This window comes from Enterococcus sp. DIV1411a, from assembly GCF_050531945.1.
GTDB classification, from domain to species: domain Bacteria; phylum Bacillota; class Bacilli; order Lactobacillales; family Enterococcaceae; genus Enterococcus_B; species Enterococcus_B faecium.
Map to the genome: position 1 here is coordinate 2190938 of NZ_CP172892.1, position 16590 is coordinate 2207527.

Annotated in this window: 19 protein-coding genes; all 19 read right to left on the minus strand. The window is 39.4% G+C overall.

What is annotated here, in order from left to right; genetic code table 11:
• Positions 1-3: 3 nt before the first annotated feature.
• On the minus strand, positions 4-2745 hold the full coding sequence (locus tag IGJ87_RS10635) for a phage tail tip lysozyme (RefSeq protein ID WP_430609399.1): 2742 nt from the start codon (positions 2743-2745) through the stop codon (positions 4-6).
• The gene (locus tag IGJ87_RS10640; protein ID WP_430609401.1) at positions 2742-3446 is read right to left on the minus strand and encodes a phage tail protein; all 705 of its coding nucleotides are present in this window, start codon (positions 3444-3446) and stop codon (positions 2742-2744) included. Before IGJ87_RS10640 ends, IGJ87_RS10635 begins: the two co-directional genes overlap by 4 nt.
• A gap of 5 nt (positions 3447-3451) precedes the next feature.
• The gene (locus tag IGJ87_RS10645; RefSeq protein WP_430609403.1) at positions 3452-5749 is read right to left on the minus strand and encodes a phage tail tape measure protein; all 2298 of its coding nucleotides are present in this window, start codon (positions 5747-5749) and stop codon (positions 3452-3454) included.
• A 191-nt stretch (positions 5750-5940) separates the two neighbouring features.
• On the minus strand, positions 5941-6405 hold the full coding sequence (locus IGJ87_RS10650; RefSeq protein ID WP_086269598.1) for a hypothetical protein: 465 nt from the start codon (positions 6403-6405) through the stop codon (positions 5941-5943).
• Entirely contained in the window at positions 6405-7049 is a 645-nt protein-coding gene (locus IGJ87_RS10655) for a major tail protein (protein ID WP_430609405.1), read from the minus strand. Before IGJ87_RS10655 ends, IGJ87_RS10650 begins: the two co-directional genes overlap by 1 nt.
• 1 nt (position 7050) lies before the next feature.
• On the minus strand, positions 7051-7419 hold the full coding sequence (locus IGJ87_RS10660) for an HK97-gp10 family putative phage morphogenesis protein (protein ID WP_430609407.1): 369 nt from the start codon (positions 7417-7419) through the stop codon (positions 7051-7053).
• Entirely contained in the window at positions 7412-7747 is a 336-nt protein-coding gene (locus IGJ87_RS10665; RefSeq protein ID WP_430609409.1) for a hypothetical protein, read from the minus strand. The genes IGJ87_RS10660 and IGJ87_RS10665 overlap by 8 nt, the downstream gene beginning before the upstream one ends.
• Entirely contained in the window at positions 7737-8063 is a 327-nt protein-coding gene (locus IGJ87_RS10670) for a phage head closure protein (protein WP_430609411.1), read from the minus strand. The genes IGJ87_RS10665 and IGJ87_RS10670 overlap by 11 nt, the downstream gene beginning before the upstream one ends.
• Positions 8035-8322 carry a head-tail connector protein gene (locus tag IGJ87_RS10675; protein WP_430609413.1) on the minus strand — a complete coding sequence of 96 codons (288 nt, stop codon included), beginning with the start codon at positions 8320-8322 and terminating at the stop codon, positions 8035-8037. The genes IGJ87_RS10670 and IGJ87_RS10675 overlap by 29 nt, the downstream gene beginning before the upstream one ends.
• Positions 8323-8324: 2 nt before the next feature.
• A complete protein-coding gene (locus IGJ87_RS10680) occupies positions 8325-9671 on the minus strand; it encodes a phage major capsid protein (RefSeq protein ID WP_430609415.1) in 1347 nt (448 codons plus the stop codon).
• A gap of 11 nt (positions 9672-9682) precedes the next feature.
• Positions 9683-10255: an HK97 family phage prohead protease gene (locus IGJ87_RS10685; RefSeq protein ID WP_430609417.1), complete on the minus strand. Its 573-nt coding sequence runs from the start codon at positions 10253-10255 to the stop codon at positions 9683-9685.
• Positions 10227-11411: a phage portal protein gene (locus tag IGJ87_RS10690; RefSeq protein ID WP_228160368.1), complete on the minus strand. Its 1185-nt coding sequence runs from the start codon at positions 11409-11411 to the stop codon at positions 10227-10229. Before IGJ87_RS10690 ends, IGJ87_RS10685 begins: the two co-directional genes overlap by 29 nt.
• A gap of 75 nt (positions 11412-11486) precedes the next feature.
• A complete protein-coding gene (locus tag IGJ87_RS10695) occupies positions 11487-12002 on the minus strand; it encodes a hypothetical protein (protein ID WP_430609419.1) in 516 nt (171 codons plus the stop codon).
• Between the two features lie 11 nt (positions 12003-12013).
• Positions 12014-13741, minus strand: coding sequence for a terminase large subunit (locus IGJ87_RS10700; RefSeq protein ID WP_430609421.1), 1728 nt, complete (start codon positions 13739-13741; stop codon positions 12014-12016).
• On the minus strand, positions 13738-14190 hold the full coding sequence (locus tag IGJ87_RS10705; protein WP_430609423.1) for a P27 family phage terminase small subunit: 453 nt from the start codon (positions 14188-14190) through the stop codon (positions 13738-13740). Before IGJ87_RS10705 ends, IGJ87_RS10700 begins: the two co-directional genes overlap by 4 nt.
• A 116-nt stretch (positions 14191-14306) precedes the next feature.
• A complete protein-coding gene (locus IGJ87_RS10710) occupies positions 14307-14672 on the minus strand; it encodes an HNH endonuclease (protein ID WP_086269578.1) in 366 nt (121 codons plus the stop codon).
• On the minus strand, positions 14669-15133 hold the full coding sequence (locus tag IGJ87_RS10715; RefSeq protein ID WP_430609425.1) for a hypothetical protein: 465 nt from the start codon (positions 15131-15133) through the stop codon (positions 14669-14671). Before IGJ87_RS10715 ends, IGJ87_RS10710 begins: the two co-directional genes overlap by 4 nt.
• Before the next feature lie 581 nt (positions 15134-15714).
• Positions 15715-16185, minus strand: coding sequence for a hypothetical protein (locus IGJ87_RS10720; protein WP_430609427.1), 471 nt, complete (start codon positions 16183-16185; stop codon positions 15715-15717).
• 67 nt (positions 16186-16252) lie between these two features.
• Positions 16253-16507, minus strand: coding sequence for a hypothetical protein (locus IGJ87_RS10725; protein WP_430609429.1), 255 nt, complete (start codon positions 16505-16507; stop codon positions 16253-16255).
• Positions 16508-16590 lie beyond the last annotated feature (83 nt).

Here is a 16590-nt window from a genome sequence, read left to right on the forward strand (position 1 = left end):
CTCCTAAAAATCAATATAGTCTCGGGGATTGAAAAAGTGGTCATTAGAACTTGGATACATCTCATCGAAAAATTGAAAGTGCAAATGTATTCCAGTACTTGGACCTGTCGTTCCAATTACGCCGATTTGTTGCCCTTGTGTAACTGTACTTCCTTTAGAAACGTTTACGCTGCTAAGGTGAGCGTATCCAGTGTACATGCCATCACTGTGCTTGATAACAACCCAATTCCCATACCAATCAAAATAATTAGCGTCACCTGCAACAATTACTTCACCATCTGCAGATGCATAAATCGGTGCATTCGAATTGTTATTTACTAGATCAATGCCATTGTGGTAATTTGCTTCACCAGTGATTGGGTGTGTTCTCCAGCCAAATTCACTCGTTACAGTCACTGGCGCATCAATCGGAACAATATAGCCGCTAGATTGAGGAATATCTAGGTCTTTAAATTTTAAATACCATTCATTAGCCCACGTAATTCGTTCTGGATGATCATTCAACGGGCGTTCGAAGTTTTCCTCAAACGCTCTTGTAGCAACAGCGATATCAGTCATATTCATGAACTGTGACCAAGTGTATGGATAAGCACTTGTTGCAATCCACTGACCATTCGGCGCATGCCACATCAGTAATTTAAACTGTGTTGTGATTGTATCTGGATCACCAGAGATTCCTGCCCTAGTCATCAGGTTGATCATGTATACACGACCGCTTGTTGCACCAGTTCCATCAGTCCATTGCCATACACCATATCCAAACCCTGCAGCACCGTTACCTTCATCTGCGGTTGGATTCGCATCTGATTCACCTTGAGCGTTACCTAGTAAAGCGGCTGCGGCTTGTTGTGTACCACCAGCACCAATAAACATTGCCCAGATTTGCCAGTAGCGTTTGTCACGGTCGCTAGTCACTTCTGGAGGATATTGACCATTCCATCCACCACCATTACCGCCTGAACCACCACCATTTTGATCAATTTTAACGCCGTTTACATAAAGTTCTTTGACATCCAAACGCCCTTCCATTGCAACGTCATCTTCGAACGTCGCTTTACCATTACGAAAAGTCGCTTCACCGTTAAATCTATATATCGGTGCATCAGGTGTGCTTTCTTTAGGAATTTGGAAGACCGCAACTGATTTCCCATCACCATCACCAGTATTAATCGAAAAGATGTAATTCGGCTCTTTCCAAATAGCAAATCCGTTGATATTTCTATCTGCTCCATAAGTAGATGTGATAGCCCCTAGTGATTCTCCATGAACATCATCCAAACCTGTAGAAACAACTTTCTTTTCAAACGAAACTTTACCGCCTTCAACGACTACTTGGAATGATTTGTCATCCAATGTCTTTAAAGCCACCCCTTGAACGAGGATACCCGACAGAATGCCAGCAGTGATAAAGTCAGCCACGATCGCTCCGTCTTGAGTCATTGCCAAACCATACGGACCATTCACCCCGTTTTTCGAGTAACCAAGTCCGCCTAAGTTCCATCGCCAAACTTTTTGAGCATCTGCGACAGACGGTTTATCCATGATTAAGATTTCGCTAGGCGCTTTTTCAGGTCGCATACGAACGTAGCCGCCTTTTGTTCCAGTGATCCAACTAGAAGCATTTCGAACGGCTTCAACCATCAATTCAGTGCGACTTTCAACCTTTTGACGAAGCTTCGCCGTCTCGGTTGCCGTTGCATTGGAGTAGAATTCGATATCATTGCCTAAAGTCACGCTCTTGTATTTGCCAAGCGTTGGGTACCAAGTGTACTCAATCATTCGTTCGGCTACTTCAATGCCTAATTTTGCAACCGTACAGTAGCAAGTATCACCGAAATGCAGCCTTGCAATATCATCGTATAAATCTCCATACTCCAATGTATTTTCAAGTTGGACCATTGAAACCGTATGAGTGATTGAAGGCTCATGTACTCGATCGACATCAAATTTTGTTTGACCCCATTTTTTCAAATCTGCAACAGTGGTTAGTTCCGAATTTTCGTATTTGCCAATGCGGCGGTTTTTATCGGTTACTCCAGTCAATTCGAGATATTTGTACGTGATTGGCTCTTTATCTTCATCGTAATCGCCTTCTGGCACGCCGCCGATTAAATACAAGCTATTATAATAGTTGCCGTCTATCTCTTCCTCAATCGATTCTAGGTTCACTCCTAAATCAACCCGATAGCCATTGTCTTTCCCGATTCGAGATAGCAATCTAAAACGATAGTTGTCCATATCCAATTCGCCAGCAGTGATACTCGCTAGATTCTCGTTACCATTGTTTGACCCAATCACAGCATCAACTGGATTAGTCTGTTTTACAGTGAATTGGTGGACAGTTTGAATATCTGATTCAAATGAAAAAGGCTGCTCAAATGCTAGGGCAGCCTTTAATCTACTCATGATAATTGATCCAGTGCCATTTTGAGTGAAACTACTCTCGATGAAATTTCGACTCAACATGTAACCGATCGCTCGTCCAGTAACAGAGAAAGAATTCAGATTTTTCGTTACTTTTTTTATCTCAAAGTATTTCATCTTGCCATCTTCATCTTCTGCACGAATGAAGTTATCTTCTTTGAGATATTCCACGTTTTGACCATCTAATGAATAGTTGCCATAGAAAGTATAGTCACCATTCAGAATACGATTGATTTCAGGTAAATCAGCCCAATCGATCAAAGCGTGACCGTTCGTTTCTAAGTCTGCTGGCATTTCTTCATAAACATAAACTAAACTCACAAATACACGCTCCTTCTTAAAATTGTGCCGCTAGATACACCTGTAGTAGTCAGTTTGTTTTCTCCCGGACGTACCAATGGCCATTCTCCTTTGCTGAAAAGTGTTTTCGAACCTTGAATAATTTTTCCGTGTTCGCAATCGACTTTGATTACTTCGGTACTGCTGTTTGTAATCGTCAACGCAGTACTGTTGATCGTAAGTTTGACGTTTCCTCCTGTTGGTTTCAATTCAAGGTAAGGTTTTGCTGTTTCATCACCCGGATCATGAAAGACCAGCGAAGTAGCGAATGGCAATGACTGCTCATTTACTTTCCGCTTAAAAGGTTGGCATCGAAAAGTTAAATCGAAGGTATAGAAAAACCCCCACTCGTTTTCAAACTCAGTAGGGGAATCCATCATGCAAATAACATCACGATAAGTATTGTAATCATTATGAGTAATCAATTGCCCTCGACCTTGCAACCATTGCTTTACTTCGCGTAACCGATCATACGGAATTGTAACTGATTCGACTTCTAGGTTATATGGTTCGTAATCATCAAAGGTTTCGTGCAACGATCCGCTTCGTCCTAGCACAGTGATTTCTTCGTAGCGTTTGTTTGGAGAGATCTCAGGAAGTTCAGTTTCGATAATACAATCCATATCCATAACTGCGTTGATTCCTTTGAATATAAAATTCGGTGTATCAGCATCCATGAACATTCCTACTAACCTCCCACACCGGCAAGTGCTTGTTTGCTTGCACGGTAAAATTTACGGTTCATTTTGTTTAATTCGCTTGGGTTATTCGCATCGACATTCCCAATATGAATATGTTGTTCCACTTTGGAAGGCTGTACTTTGCCACCAATGCCTTTGCGTTTTTCTTCATCTGATAACGGAGTAACAGTTGTCTTACCGTTTTTATTCGTAAGCAATTCGGGTCCAGCTTCACCAACGATCGCTTGGCCATTCAATACATGACCGCCATCTGCCAAATAAGGTAAAGTGGAAATGCTAAAGCTTTTACCGCCTACGCCAGGAACCCATTTAGGAATTTTAATGTTATTAAGACCACCTAGAAAAGCATTGATTAATCCAATCATCCCATTGAATGGTGCTTTTGCCATGGCTGCAATTCCATCAAAGATACCACCGAAAATGTTTACAACTCCGTTCCAGGCTCGTTCCCAATCACCTGTAAATATGCCGGTTATAAAATCTATAAATCCGGTGAAAATTCTCTTGCCTGCATCGAAAAAGTTTTGGAAATTTTGAATGATTCCTCCAAAAATATTGCTAATGTATCCGCCCATAAAGTTAAACACTTCTACCGCTATATCAGAAACTCCTTGGAAAAATGCATTCACGCCATTTCTAAACCATTCAACATTGTTATAAGCCCAAACTAGCCCAGCGACTAATGCGGCTATTGCTATTACAGCTACGGCAAACCATCCACCAGATAATCCGAATAATTTGCCTAGCCCACTCCACACAGTGGCCAAATCTTTAACCCCAGCGGTGATCTTAGTAACGGAACTCATAAGAGTTCCTATGACAACCAAAGCTGGTCCGATTACTGCAGCTATACCAGCGAGTGTAATAATCCAGTTCTTAGTGCCTTGATCGAGAGAATCCCACCATCCTTTAAAACTCTTCAAAGCATCAATCGCCATTTCAAAGAAAGGCAATAAGCTGATTTGAACGGATTCGCCGACGTCTGCTAAAGCAAACTTCGCATTATTCATTGCACGATTAGCCGCGTCAATAGGATCTTCCGTTTCTGCAAATGTATCAGCCACTGTACCGCCGCTTTCTTTTGCTACTTTTGCTAAATCATCCAAGGTGAACGTTCCTCGTTTGATTGCGTCAACCATTTTATCTGACCCTTTTCCAAATACTTCATTAGCAATTCTCAGCGCTTCTGTTTCATCTTTTGCATTCAGTATTGAATCGATTGTTCCCTTTAATCCGTCTTGTAACGATAGATTGTCTTTGGCATAAACAACTGAAGCTTTAGACATCTTGCTTAACATTGTGCTTGAGTCAACCCCAGCTTGCTCAAATTTACCAATTAAGGTCACCCCTTCATCGAAACTCAATCCTAATTGTTTGATTTGAGGTGCACCATCAATCGCCTTCTTCATAAGGTCATCAACTGATTGTCCTGTGTTCTGGGAAGTTTTGGTAGTAACATCTAATACATCGTTTAAATCATCGTAGGATAGTTCATAAGCTTCGATTGATTGTCTAGCATAAATTGCTGCTTGCGAGACATCAGTATTATTGATATCGGCATATTTCAATAGGTAATCTGTCGAATCTTCAAGTTTCTTATCCATGAACCCAAATTGAGTATTCACTTCACCAATTGCTTCTCCGACTGTTTGTAGTTCTAAGTGAGTGTTTGAGCCAACATTTTCAAACGAGGTAGACAAACGATCAGCAACATCGCCTGTTGCGCCTGTCTTTTGTATAATAGTGTCCATAGCTTCATCAACTTCTGAAAATGCGGCTAAACCAGCTGCTCCAACTGCCATAATTGGCGCTGTAACGCCTACAGTCATTTTCTTGCCAACGCCCGCAACTTTTTCGCCAGCTTCTTCGATTTTTTGTAACTTTTTGGCTGTATCAATAGATACATCACCTTGTTCTTTTAATGCTTCATTTGTTTCATCCAAGGCGGCTTTTAATTTGTTTTGCCCTGTTTCGGATTCAAGCATCTTCTTATAAAGTTTTTCAGATTCTGCTGAGTACTTACCAGTTTCTTCTACTGATTTTTCATATTGTTCTCGCAAAAGTTCTGTTCGCTTTTCAGCGAGCGACAACTGATTTTCGAGTTTCTTTTTCGCAGCAGTCAGCTTTTCAGTTGCTGTTGCATCTTTATCCATAGCAGACACTTGGTTTTTGTACTCAGTAGCTGCTAAGTTCATTTCACGATTGATTTCCTTGATCGTTTTAGAGTAATTGACTTCTCCGTTTGTCTTAAAATTCAAGACTGTGTCTACCTCTCTTACGGCCATCTTAGCACTCCTTTCCTACCACCAAGGGCTTTGATCCATTGTTCTCGTTTCCGGCGGTTCAAACTCCGTATTACTTTTCAACCACTGGATATAAGATTTAAGCCACAAGTTAGGTGTTGCTTTTAAAAAAAACTCCTCACTCCAATTAAGTAGAGTGAGGGCAACATAGAGATAGAAGCTCCATGGAGTTCCTATCTCTTGTGTTTCTTCTTGTTTTTTCCTTTTTTCTTTTGAGGAGTTTGATAATCTTGTGGCTTCTTCGATTTTTTTAAGTCTTCAACCTGAAACTTCTGATTACTAAAAATTTCCATGCATGCCCCATAAGCCTGTAATACATCGCCGTTCATGCCTAAAAATTTGAAAATAGTTTGAGGATCTTCTTCTAAACCACCAGTGCGCAGCATTCCGTAAATCAACGAACGCATGATTTTTAAATCTGCAGGCGTCAAATTACGAGAATTGATCTCCCCGTCACTTTTATTGATCAAAAGATTCATGTCATTTTCGAATTTCGAGTAGTCTTCCCCATATACATCTGCAATATATTCCATCGTTTCCATTGTAAATACAACTGGAAAGTCATGCCCTTTAATATTAACCACACGAGAGTTGCCTAAGTCGTCAATATTAATTCCGTAGTCAACTAATCTAGCCATTACTCGCCACCACCCACTGGAGGAGTAGCTGCAACAATAGTTTGCCATTGCTGTTCAGAATAGATTGGTTGAGCAATGAATTTTTCGAACAACTCAATTGATCCAGTAGTTCTATTTGAATCAAAACTTGAATACATAACGTTGTTGTAATTCAAGGCAGTTGCTACTAGGTTTGCCGTTACATCATCGATCTTTGTTTCATCTTCCTCAGTTGCATACTCTTCATCAATTACGTTAGATAACTGAGTTTTCGGATACCATACTGCTTTGCGTCCGCCGCCTTCAATTTTGCCGATAAATCCAAATGCAAAAAACGGATATTCGCGTGCGATATTTTTAGAGAAAGTTACACCGCTCTGAGCGATTAAACCTTTCAAATCATCCATGACATCAATAGGAATTCCCACATGGTTCACTCCTAATTCGTGTTTTGTTTCTCGTGATACACGGCGGAACATCTTGCTTGATGCCCATTTTTCCAACGTTGATCCGTTACCTTTCACAGCAAGTTTGGTAGCAATAGGTAGTCTTACAATTCCACCATATTCTGGTGCTTGGTTTACGCCATCTTGTGCCTCGGGAGACATCATAGCGATCAAGATATCCTCAAGGCCTTCAAAATACAATACATCTGTTTTGCCCAAATTAATTACCTCCCCAAAGATCCATGATCTTTTGTGTCATGATTTCTTCGATTTTATTTTTGTTCTGTTCGTAAGTCCCACTAGCGAAGTTCTGCGCTTTTTGATTAGTGGTCCCATTCTCGGCGAATCGCCAATAGTACGCTGTATCTTCGAAAGCAACTCTTACTCTGTCCTTCTCGACTACAACTTTTATTTGGTCTCGCATATGCTTTCTTTTCATTAAGCTTTTAGGTATACGTGGCAACATTTTGTCGACATAGAAATTTGCAGCTTCTTCTAATGATTCCAAAGAAACTTTTACAGGATCTACCCTACTCAATTCACCCAATATATCAGACATTTCAGCAAATCCATTCTTATTACTAGGCATCTTCAACACACCTCACATAAGTATAAAAATTGGTGATTGTATCATCATTTTCATCGCCTTGGATACCTACAAAATCCGCATAGAGAATACCTGCGTTTTCCAATGCATGTTCCAGAACGCTCAAATCTTGTTCTGTACCTGCCGTAAATAATGACACTTGATAATAAGGCATTCGTTTATGGACTTTTGAAGAAGCCATTTTTTTACTTTTGCTAACATTTGAATAAATGATATATGGATAATTCGTACCCTTAACTGCTTTATCACGCGTAACTGGCAATTTTGTTGCTTTGAGGGCGGTTTTTAAGTCATCCAAATTAATTAACATACGTCAAACTCAACTCCATTTCACCATCATCAACATTCGTATAAATACGAGTAATGCTATACGCCACAGAATCGATTCTGACGGCACTTAGCTTTTCGGTGATAGATTTATCCAACCTGACCTTAATCCGTCTGACAACGTCAGTTTTGGCTTGCTGTGAAAGATATTTCTCTTGTGCGGTCACGCCAATATCCTGATACCAAAGGTCACGTTTTTCTTGATATTCAGTGATAGGGCGATCACGATCGTCAACTGTTTCGACGATATCCAATAATTTAGCTTTCCACCTAAGTTTGTTGGTCTGTCGCTTCGGCATTTTGAATCACCCCTTGTATAATAAATGGTGTAATAGCATTCAACGCTGCTTCCAACTCACCTTCAGCAACACGATACTCATAACCAATACCAGCCACCAATAAAATCAAATACTCTTTTTGACCACCAGTAGCGGTCATCACGTAGTCCTTGGCCATCTCCAAATAGAAAGAGAGCATGGAATCATCCATACCCTCTTCAAAATGAATATGCGCCTTGAACTTTTCTTCTAAAGATAATTCTTTAGGTTCATCGGCCATGATTATTCACCGCCGCCAGCAGGGGGTGTCACTGTTGGTAAGAATTTGTATACTGGAACTTCAAATGGCGAATAGATTAATTGTCCGTCAATTAAATTCCAAATACGGAAACCTACACGATTTGTACGAGCGAACAATTCAACAAGTTTTTGGATTTCTAACGATCCAATAACATCTTGAATGAAGAATTTAGAGAAGTCCCCAAAGTAGAATACAGGTTGGGAAGGATCCGTTTCATCAACAGCATCCTCTTCTTCTACCAGGTAACCCAACAACTTGTAGTTGCAACCTTCAACTGGTGCATCAAGCGGACGTAATAACGGTAAACCATCATCTGTCTTCATCAATTCAATAGCAGTGACTGCAGCAGTGTTTAATACCCAACGTGCATTTTTACGTACCGCTTTGACTGGTGTGTTTTTCATTTTCACCAAGGCATCGTATAAAGTTGTTTCAGTTGTTGTAAATTCAACAGCTTTCTTAGACAATGCACCCTCGTTCACGTTGTCTGTTTCATCGCCGTGAACCATATATTGTGTTTCTTTGCGTACATAAGCTTTCTTCAACTCATCAATCACGATTTGTTCAATAGGCAATCCGGTACGCGCCAACAAAGCTTTTGTTACAGTTGCTAAGGCATCGAATTCTGATGGCGAAAGTTCAATCTCGTCAAATTCGATATCTGTTTCTGGCATATCAGTGGTTCGTTCTAACTTGTGCCCTTGCGCATCAGCTTTTTCGACTAGGATAGGGTATTTGATGTTTTCACTAGTAGAAACACCTGTACCTAAGCGACGTAAGAAGTTTTCTTCTTGCGCATAAGTAATGATCTCGCGGCTCAAGAAATCAGGTACCGTGACCGATCCATTTCCTGTTACCAACCCTAACGTACGTGCTTCTGATTCGTTAATATTACCTACAACAAAATCTGCAAATGCACGGCGAATTTGTTGTTGATTACGTCCTTGGTTCGCGTTGCTACGATTTTGCATCCCTGAACGAATGTTACCCAACAAGCCATCGCGTTGTTGTTGTGTGATCATGCCAGCACGATTTTCATTAGTGCCTGGGTCTGGATCAGTTGCTGGTTCTGGATCAACATCGTCTTCCCCTTCTCCTTCTGCAGAACGACCTTCTGCACCATCTGGATCCGCCGCAGGTTCTGGGTCTGTACCTTCATCCAATTCATCTTTGATATCTTTTAATTCATCAATCAAAGTATCAATTTCACTTTGGACTGATTCAAGATCAGCTTCACGTACTTCACCAGATTCGATTTTCCCACGTAATTCAGTCAAGCGTTGCTCATGACGAGCTTGTAATTTTTTCAATAATTTTTTGTTTTTCATGGTGTTTCCTCCTATGCGTTAAGCGCCCCATTAATTTTTTGGATCATTTTCTTTCGTGTTGCAATGTCTTGCTGGACTTCCTGTTTGCTTCTAGCAAGTGCTGCTTCTGTATCCTGATAAGCAGGAAGAGAAACAATTGATACTTCGAATAATTCCACTTCATTGACCGTACGAAGCACTGGGTCAGTGTTGTAATCCCATGTTTCTTCTGTGGGAATAAAACCAAAACTACATTGATTGATATCGCCGCGTTGCATAGACTCGATCAGATCATTTGCGACCGTGGTATTTGGCAATTCAACTTCGAATTTCAAACCACGATCATCTTCTTCTAATCGAAGCGTGCCACTTTTAGTACGTCCTAGAACTTTGGACCAGTCATGATCAAATAAACAGCGAACATCAGAACCGGATAATGCTCTTGAGAAAGCGCCAGGCGAAATCACTTCTTCCAATCCTTCCCATAAAAGTGTGCGGCTATTAAAAACTGCTGCATAACCAGTAACGATTCGACTATTGTTTTCGGTATCATCCCTCGTACTCAAGTTGGTGATATCAAATGTCCGAATTTCCTTCTTTTTCATTTCCATCACCTCCCTTCAGATCATCACCAGTAGGCAACGAATCATCTGTTGCATTCTTTTGGCCGATCCTCGATAAATCATTAGAAATATAGATTGCTTGTGTTTCTGGCGTGTTTTGTTTAGGGAAACCAAGCATATCTGCCACATTGTCTGGGCTTGTAATACCAGTACGAACAATGTTGTAACCAATATTTGTTTTAGTTGAATAAGGAACAAAGTCCAAAATATTGATTTTCCATTCCACTCGATAGCCAGAATTAGGCATAAAAAAAAGAGCGGTGTAATGTTCGCCCTTGTTCTTCAATATTGGTTTGATTGCTTTGTTATGCAAGTACATCATTGCTTTTTCAATATCTGACTTCATCAATGCTTGATAAGTATCGACATTGATCCCCAAAAATTTTCCCAAATCTTTCTTGTACACACCCAAGTAATTCAAAATTGCTGCATCATCAACTGGACTTTTTAAAGTCTCAATTGAATATCCTTTCCCCAAAGGAATCATCTTGACTGTGTGGTTGTTGTCGTCTTGGGTTCCTTCTAACTGGTCAAGAATCTTTGCAACGATTTGAGTTTGTGCGCTGTTATTCGGATTAATGTGCGCATCCAGTTTGAGCATGAACGCAAGTAATCCACCTTTTGAGTATTTATCTGTCAAAACCTTTTCGGCGCTTAGAACGCCTTCTAGCGTGTTTCTGGCTAGGTCGATAATTCCAGCACCTTTTAATGAATCAGTACCAATGTTTTTGATATGCCTGATCATTTGACTAGGTATATCCTGACCATTCATACTAAATTCTTCTTGCAGCCTTTCATTGATTTTGGTAGTAACGCCATACGCCAAATGGAGTTGATCACGATCCGTCAAAGGAAATGTTTCTCCATTGATCAAAAGTGTATTTGTTTCCAATTTTGAAAACTCAAACCCGGTTAGATAATCATTTGGGTTGTTCAGGATGTTCAACAAGAAATGATCTTTTACTTCTTGGCCGTTTGGTCCGATTACCATTGGAGTGGCCAAAGCGACTTGATTAGAAATATCTTGAACTAATTCATATACATCAGACGATTCCATGATTGAATTGTCAGTAACATACCTTTGACCATAACGTGTGGTTTTACCGAAAATATCTTCAAGATACCCTCGCTTTTCCATGAATGAAAAAACTGCATTTGAAATTCTATCTCTTAATCTCAATAAGTCTCACCGCCTTTCAAACGGATAAATTGTTTATTCGACAATTTGTACATCATAAACATCTGTAATTGTCTTTTTTATTTCTTTTAAATCTTCGTCATAACTCCAAAAATAGAAAACGATTCGTTTGGATCCGCCAACCGCACTTCGAATTTTTTCTTTATGGCACGCATCGTCGTTTGTTTCAAAGCTTTTAGAAAAAACATCTATCAATTCAAATATTACATCAACGATAAGATCTAACTGTTTTCCTTCAAGGGTCAAGGATTGGGCCTTCCTAATGCGTGATTTGGACGGTTTTGGTTTTTCAGTTGGAAAATCACCACAAAATTCACGCGTAAATTTCCTAAAAGATATATCGCTTGCTCCATCAATTATTTCTTTAAAAGCGAGAGTTCCTTTTACAGCATCATCAATTAAAAGTTTATCCGATCCTATAAAATCTTGATCATGTGTTAATGCATTGGGATATTTTTCTTTTATTTTTTGAGACAGTCGTCCGAATGTCAGGACTGTATATCCTTGATCAATATAGTCTTTTAATTTCATCTACTATTCTCCTATCTGTAAATACTTCCCAAGTAATCTGCCAACTGCCCATCATCAAAATCTGTCATTTGATTCATCGTTTCCTTGTGGGCACATAAAAACGCCACGAAACCATCAATCTTCTTTTTTGACTGACGTTTACTTGGCGCTTTTTGTCCACTCATATTGGTTACTGCCACGACATTTAATGTACAGTACAGCATAAGTGGATTATCGAATAAAATTCTTTTTTCATAGAAAAGTCGCTCGACATCGTCGAATGGACCGTTCAAGTATTTGGGATACTGTGGCACCTCAATACATTCAAGTCCTAGATTCTCCAGCTTATCGATAAGCTTGGCACTCATCGCCGGATCATAATTGACCTGCTGGATATCGTATAGTTCCATACAATCTTCAATGAACTGAAGTATTTGCTCTTGATCAATCATCTTTCCATCACAAAATTCAACAAACCCTTGTTCTTCCAACTCTCGATAAGGTACGTTATCTTCTTTTTCTCGGAAATCTAAATCTTCACTCGGAATAAAATAGAGCTGTTTAACTTTTAAAATTGATTTTCCATTTTCATCCCATGTTGGGAAATTGAGAGAAACACAAGTTAAATCTCGTGTTTTCGATAGATCCAAACCTATATAGCAAGGTTCATTTTGAAGATCCCCTAGTTCTTTACTAGATACTAAGCAAGGTTCTACTTGATCCTGTTCAAAGAAATTATCAGCACCATTGACGAACACATTCAAATGCTTGGTCAAAAACTCAGCTTTTGAATGGGCAGAACGTTGAGCCGTTTTAAAAGCTGATTCCAAAGCTGACAAGTCAACAGATATGCCCCAGTTAGGATTGCACATTTCCCAAACTTTACGATCAGTCCAATCATAGTTTTTGTTTGGTTCGTAAATCAAAACAAAGTTCGAATCGTTATCGTCTTTTTTCAACACTTCTTTGGCTTCACGGTAAACACGCATGCCGACCGAAGACGATCCTTTACCAGCGGTTGAAATGTTAAACATCAAAGGTTGCGGCAAAGAGATTTGAGCGGATTTGAAGTTGTCGTATTGCTCCATTTTTTCTTGCTTATGCAATTCATCGTTTACAATGAAATAGGGATTTGATCCTTCAATGTTTTCGATATTTTTGGTTTGAACGATAAACTTATTTGTATAAGCCATATTATCGACTATATATCGATAAGTGACACTTGCTACGGTTCCTTTGGGGCCTTTAAAAATTTTCGTTCCATCAAGCAGCACTTCATTATTCAAAATCGTGTCAGCGAATGGCTGTGCGGCGTATTGCGCTTGAGCATAATCGGAAGCACATGCATAGCAATTGACAGATAAAGCACCTTCGCCGTACATCGCATATCCTAAAGAACCCACACCAATCAACGTTTTACCATTCTTTTTGGGAATCTGTACATAAGCTTCACGAGTGACCCGAACTGTTTGGCCCTTTTCGTTTTTCTTCACCCAACCGTAAATCCATGAGTAAATGAATTTTTCCCAAGGTTCTAAAAGAAAAGGTTTGCCAACCATATCACCCTTGGTGTGCACAATAAACGATTCAACCCAATCCATCATTTCATTCGCACGATCAACATCAAACCAAATGTCTTTACGTTTCTTCCATCGATACCATCGATCAATAGCCAAACGAACTGTTTTCGGATACTTGTGCGGATTTTTACGAACACCTTTAGCAAATAAGTCAGCGTAATTTATACCGGGTTCAATCATGAATTACCACCTGCTTTTACTCGCCATTTATTCCGATGTTTGGCTAATTCATCCACTGGCTTTTCTTCCGGTCGTGTGATTTCTTCATTTTGTCTTGCAGTAGATCCGCCAGTGACTTTTTTACCAACTGTAGCTTTATTGGTCAGTCCTAAATAATCAAGAGCCTTCATTTTTTTATCTGACCAAAATTCAACTTGTTGGGCCAATGGATGTTTTGTTTGGTTAGTTGCTCCCGATTTATTGGTGTATTTTTGAGTTTCAGGAAATCCTTTTTCTTTCCACGCCAAGAACTTATATTGATAAATTTCAAATATATCCAAGTAGGATTCAATCAAGGGGTCTAAAGTAATCATATAAATATCAGACTCCCGCATAATCAATAAAATTCGTGCTTTTTCTGCACTTACTTTTTCATCAACAATCGCTTTACGTTGCGCCTTCGTCGTCATTTTTATACGTACCCCCCTTTTATTTTTTTAAAAATTTAAAAAAAACGATGCGCGTAACTCCCTCTGACCTATCTCCCGGCGAACAAAATTTTTCGAAAAGGATAGGGGGGGGTTAATCAAAAATAAGACGGGAAAACTTTTTTCTCGTCTGTTTCATTTTCTTCAATTACGTGACAACTTGGACATAATAATCGGATGTTGTTTGGATCAAGCTTGAGCATGTCGTTCTTCTTGATCGGTACTACGTGATGTCGATGCGCCTGTCTACCAAATACAAAGCGACCACACCTTTGACAGCATCCACCTTCTCTTTCATAAACAAAATCAGAAACATCACGCCATGCTTGTGTTCGATAGAATGACTTGTTCTCATGGTGGTATGCACTCTTCTTAGCTTTGGTCTTTCGCCTTGGTGCATGCTCCTTACAATAGGTACCACGTTCTATCTTGACCTGACATCCGTCAAATCCACAGTACTTCATTTCTCTGCTTCTTCAATCGTTCGTAAGATATCTCCTTTAGATCGGATAGCAGCTGGAATTGTAATCCCGTTCTTTTTCGCATATGCACGTAAATCCTTAGTATTCATACTATCCAGTTCCGATGGTTCTTCATCTTCTGGATTTGTAACAGGCTCACCATCAAGCTCATCTTCTGTGTTGCCATCAGAATCTATTACTTCTTGCTTGATTTCTCCTGTATGGATATGATCCACAGAATTATTGATTTCCGGATCGTCACCCGGTTTCACTTCGGCACCTTTGATAAGTAGTTTAGCTGCATTGCCAACCACTTCTTTATCCCCTTCAGGTGTGATCATCGACTTAGGATTTTCAGTCACTTCAAAATCTGGTTCACTACCTTTAGGTACAAACAATGATTGTTTCTTTTCTGTATCCCAATACTCTGTTCCAGCAATTGTTTTTCTGATAGGTACTATCATTTGTGATTCCTCCTAAATTTTATTATTGATTCAATTCCAAATAGCATTGCAAACAATAACCCAGCAAAAATTAGTATCTGCCACCAGTACTTGATAAAGAATTCTCTATCAGTCAAATGGATAAAATCTTTAAGTAGTTTCACTTTGGTCACCTACCTTTGGTAAGTTTAGATAAGAATGTGCGCTTCTTTTCATTCTCCATTTCTTTCCATTGTTTAAATGTGGGCTTACAATCTTGATCAAACGGATACTTAATATTAATTTCCAAATCATTTCTGGTATTGATATCTTGCTGTTCGATATGTTGATTTACAATTTGCAATATTATCACTCCTAATATTTTTTAAACACAAAAAGACAGCACTAGCGAATTTTGAAAAGAGGGATCACCTCCATCAAATTAAAGTGCTGTCTTTCTATTCAAGTTAAGAAGATTAAGCGATAAGGGATTAGCCCCCTTTCGGTATTTGGATTAGTGTGAGTAGTCCAACAACCGACTCTCCGTTTCTTCTACGCTATTACTATAACTCGTTTAAATCAAGAAATATACACAGGCTTTGAGGTCGCATTTTGTGGCAATGTCAAAACAAGCTCAACTGATCTTGATCCGCTGAATAGTAGTCCATTTCTTCTTGCTTCTTCAAGCGTTCCTCTCGCCGTGCTTCATACTCATCCACGAATGATAATGTCTTGCGAATCTCTGTATGCCGCTTTCTGATATAAGATACGCTGTAGCCTGTAGCATCTGCTATATCATAAACATCCATGTCATCAATATATTTTAATTTAACAATTTGATTGTCTGCACCGCTGAACGAATCAATCAATTCCATCAGTTCAACTTTTTCTTTTTCAAGCAGCTCTAGTTCATTCTCTATGATCCTGATGTTTTCTTCCAACGATGATGATCTTGAATTCTTTTCAAGGCGCACGTTTGCTAAATCACCGTTGACCCATCGATCTAATTCCAACCTACTCTTGTTAAGATTCCATTTCATGAAGAGTATTTGTTCTTCTAAGTCTTGGTAGTTTTTAAGCCATTGAAATCTCACAAACGCCACCCCTTTATGGTAAAATAGTCTTGTCATAGGTCACTTACCCAAAAGGTAGTGGCTTTTTTTATTTATCAAAATGTGAACCATGTTGATGTTCTTCATCAATGATCAAACTCTTCAAAGTCTTACCAAGGACTTTTTTATTTATGGTTCCGTTCGCCTTGGCTTTTTCTAGTAACTTACGCTTCTTCTTTTTACTTTCGATTTTTTCTTTGGCAATGGCTTGCTTCTCCTTTTCATCTAATTCTTTACCGAAAATCACACTTGCGAATACTGTGGCAAAAAATGCTACGACTACTAACACTGCAAAGTCCATCATTTATCCCCCTGCTTCCATCGCATCCCTGACTAACGGATCGTTAATAATAATCTTGTACTTCATCTGCTCATACTGCAGTTGCT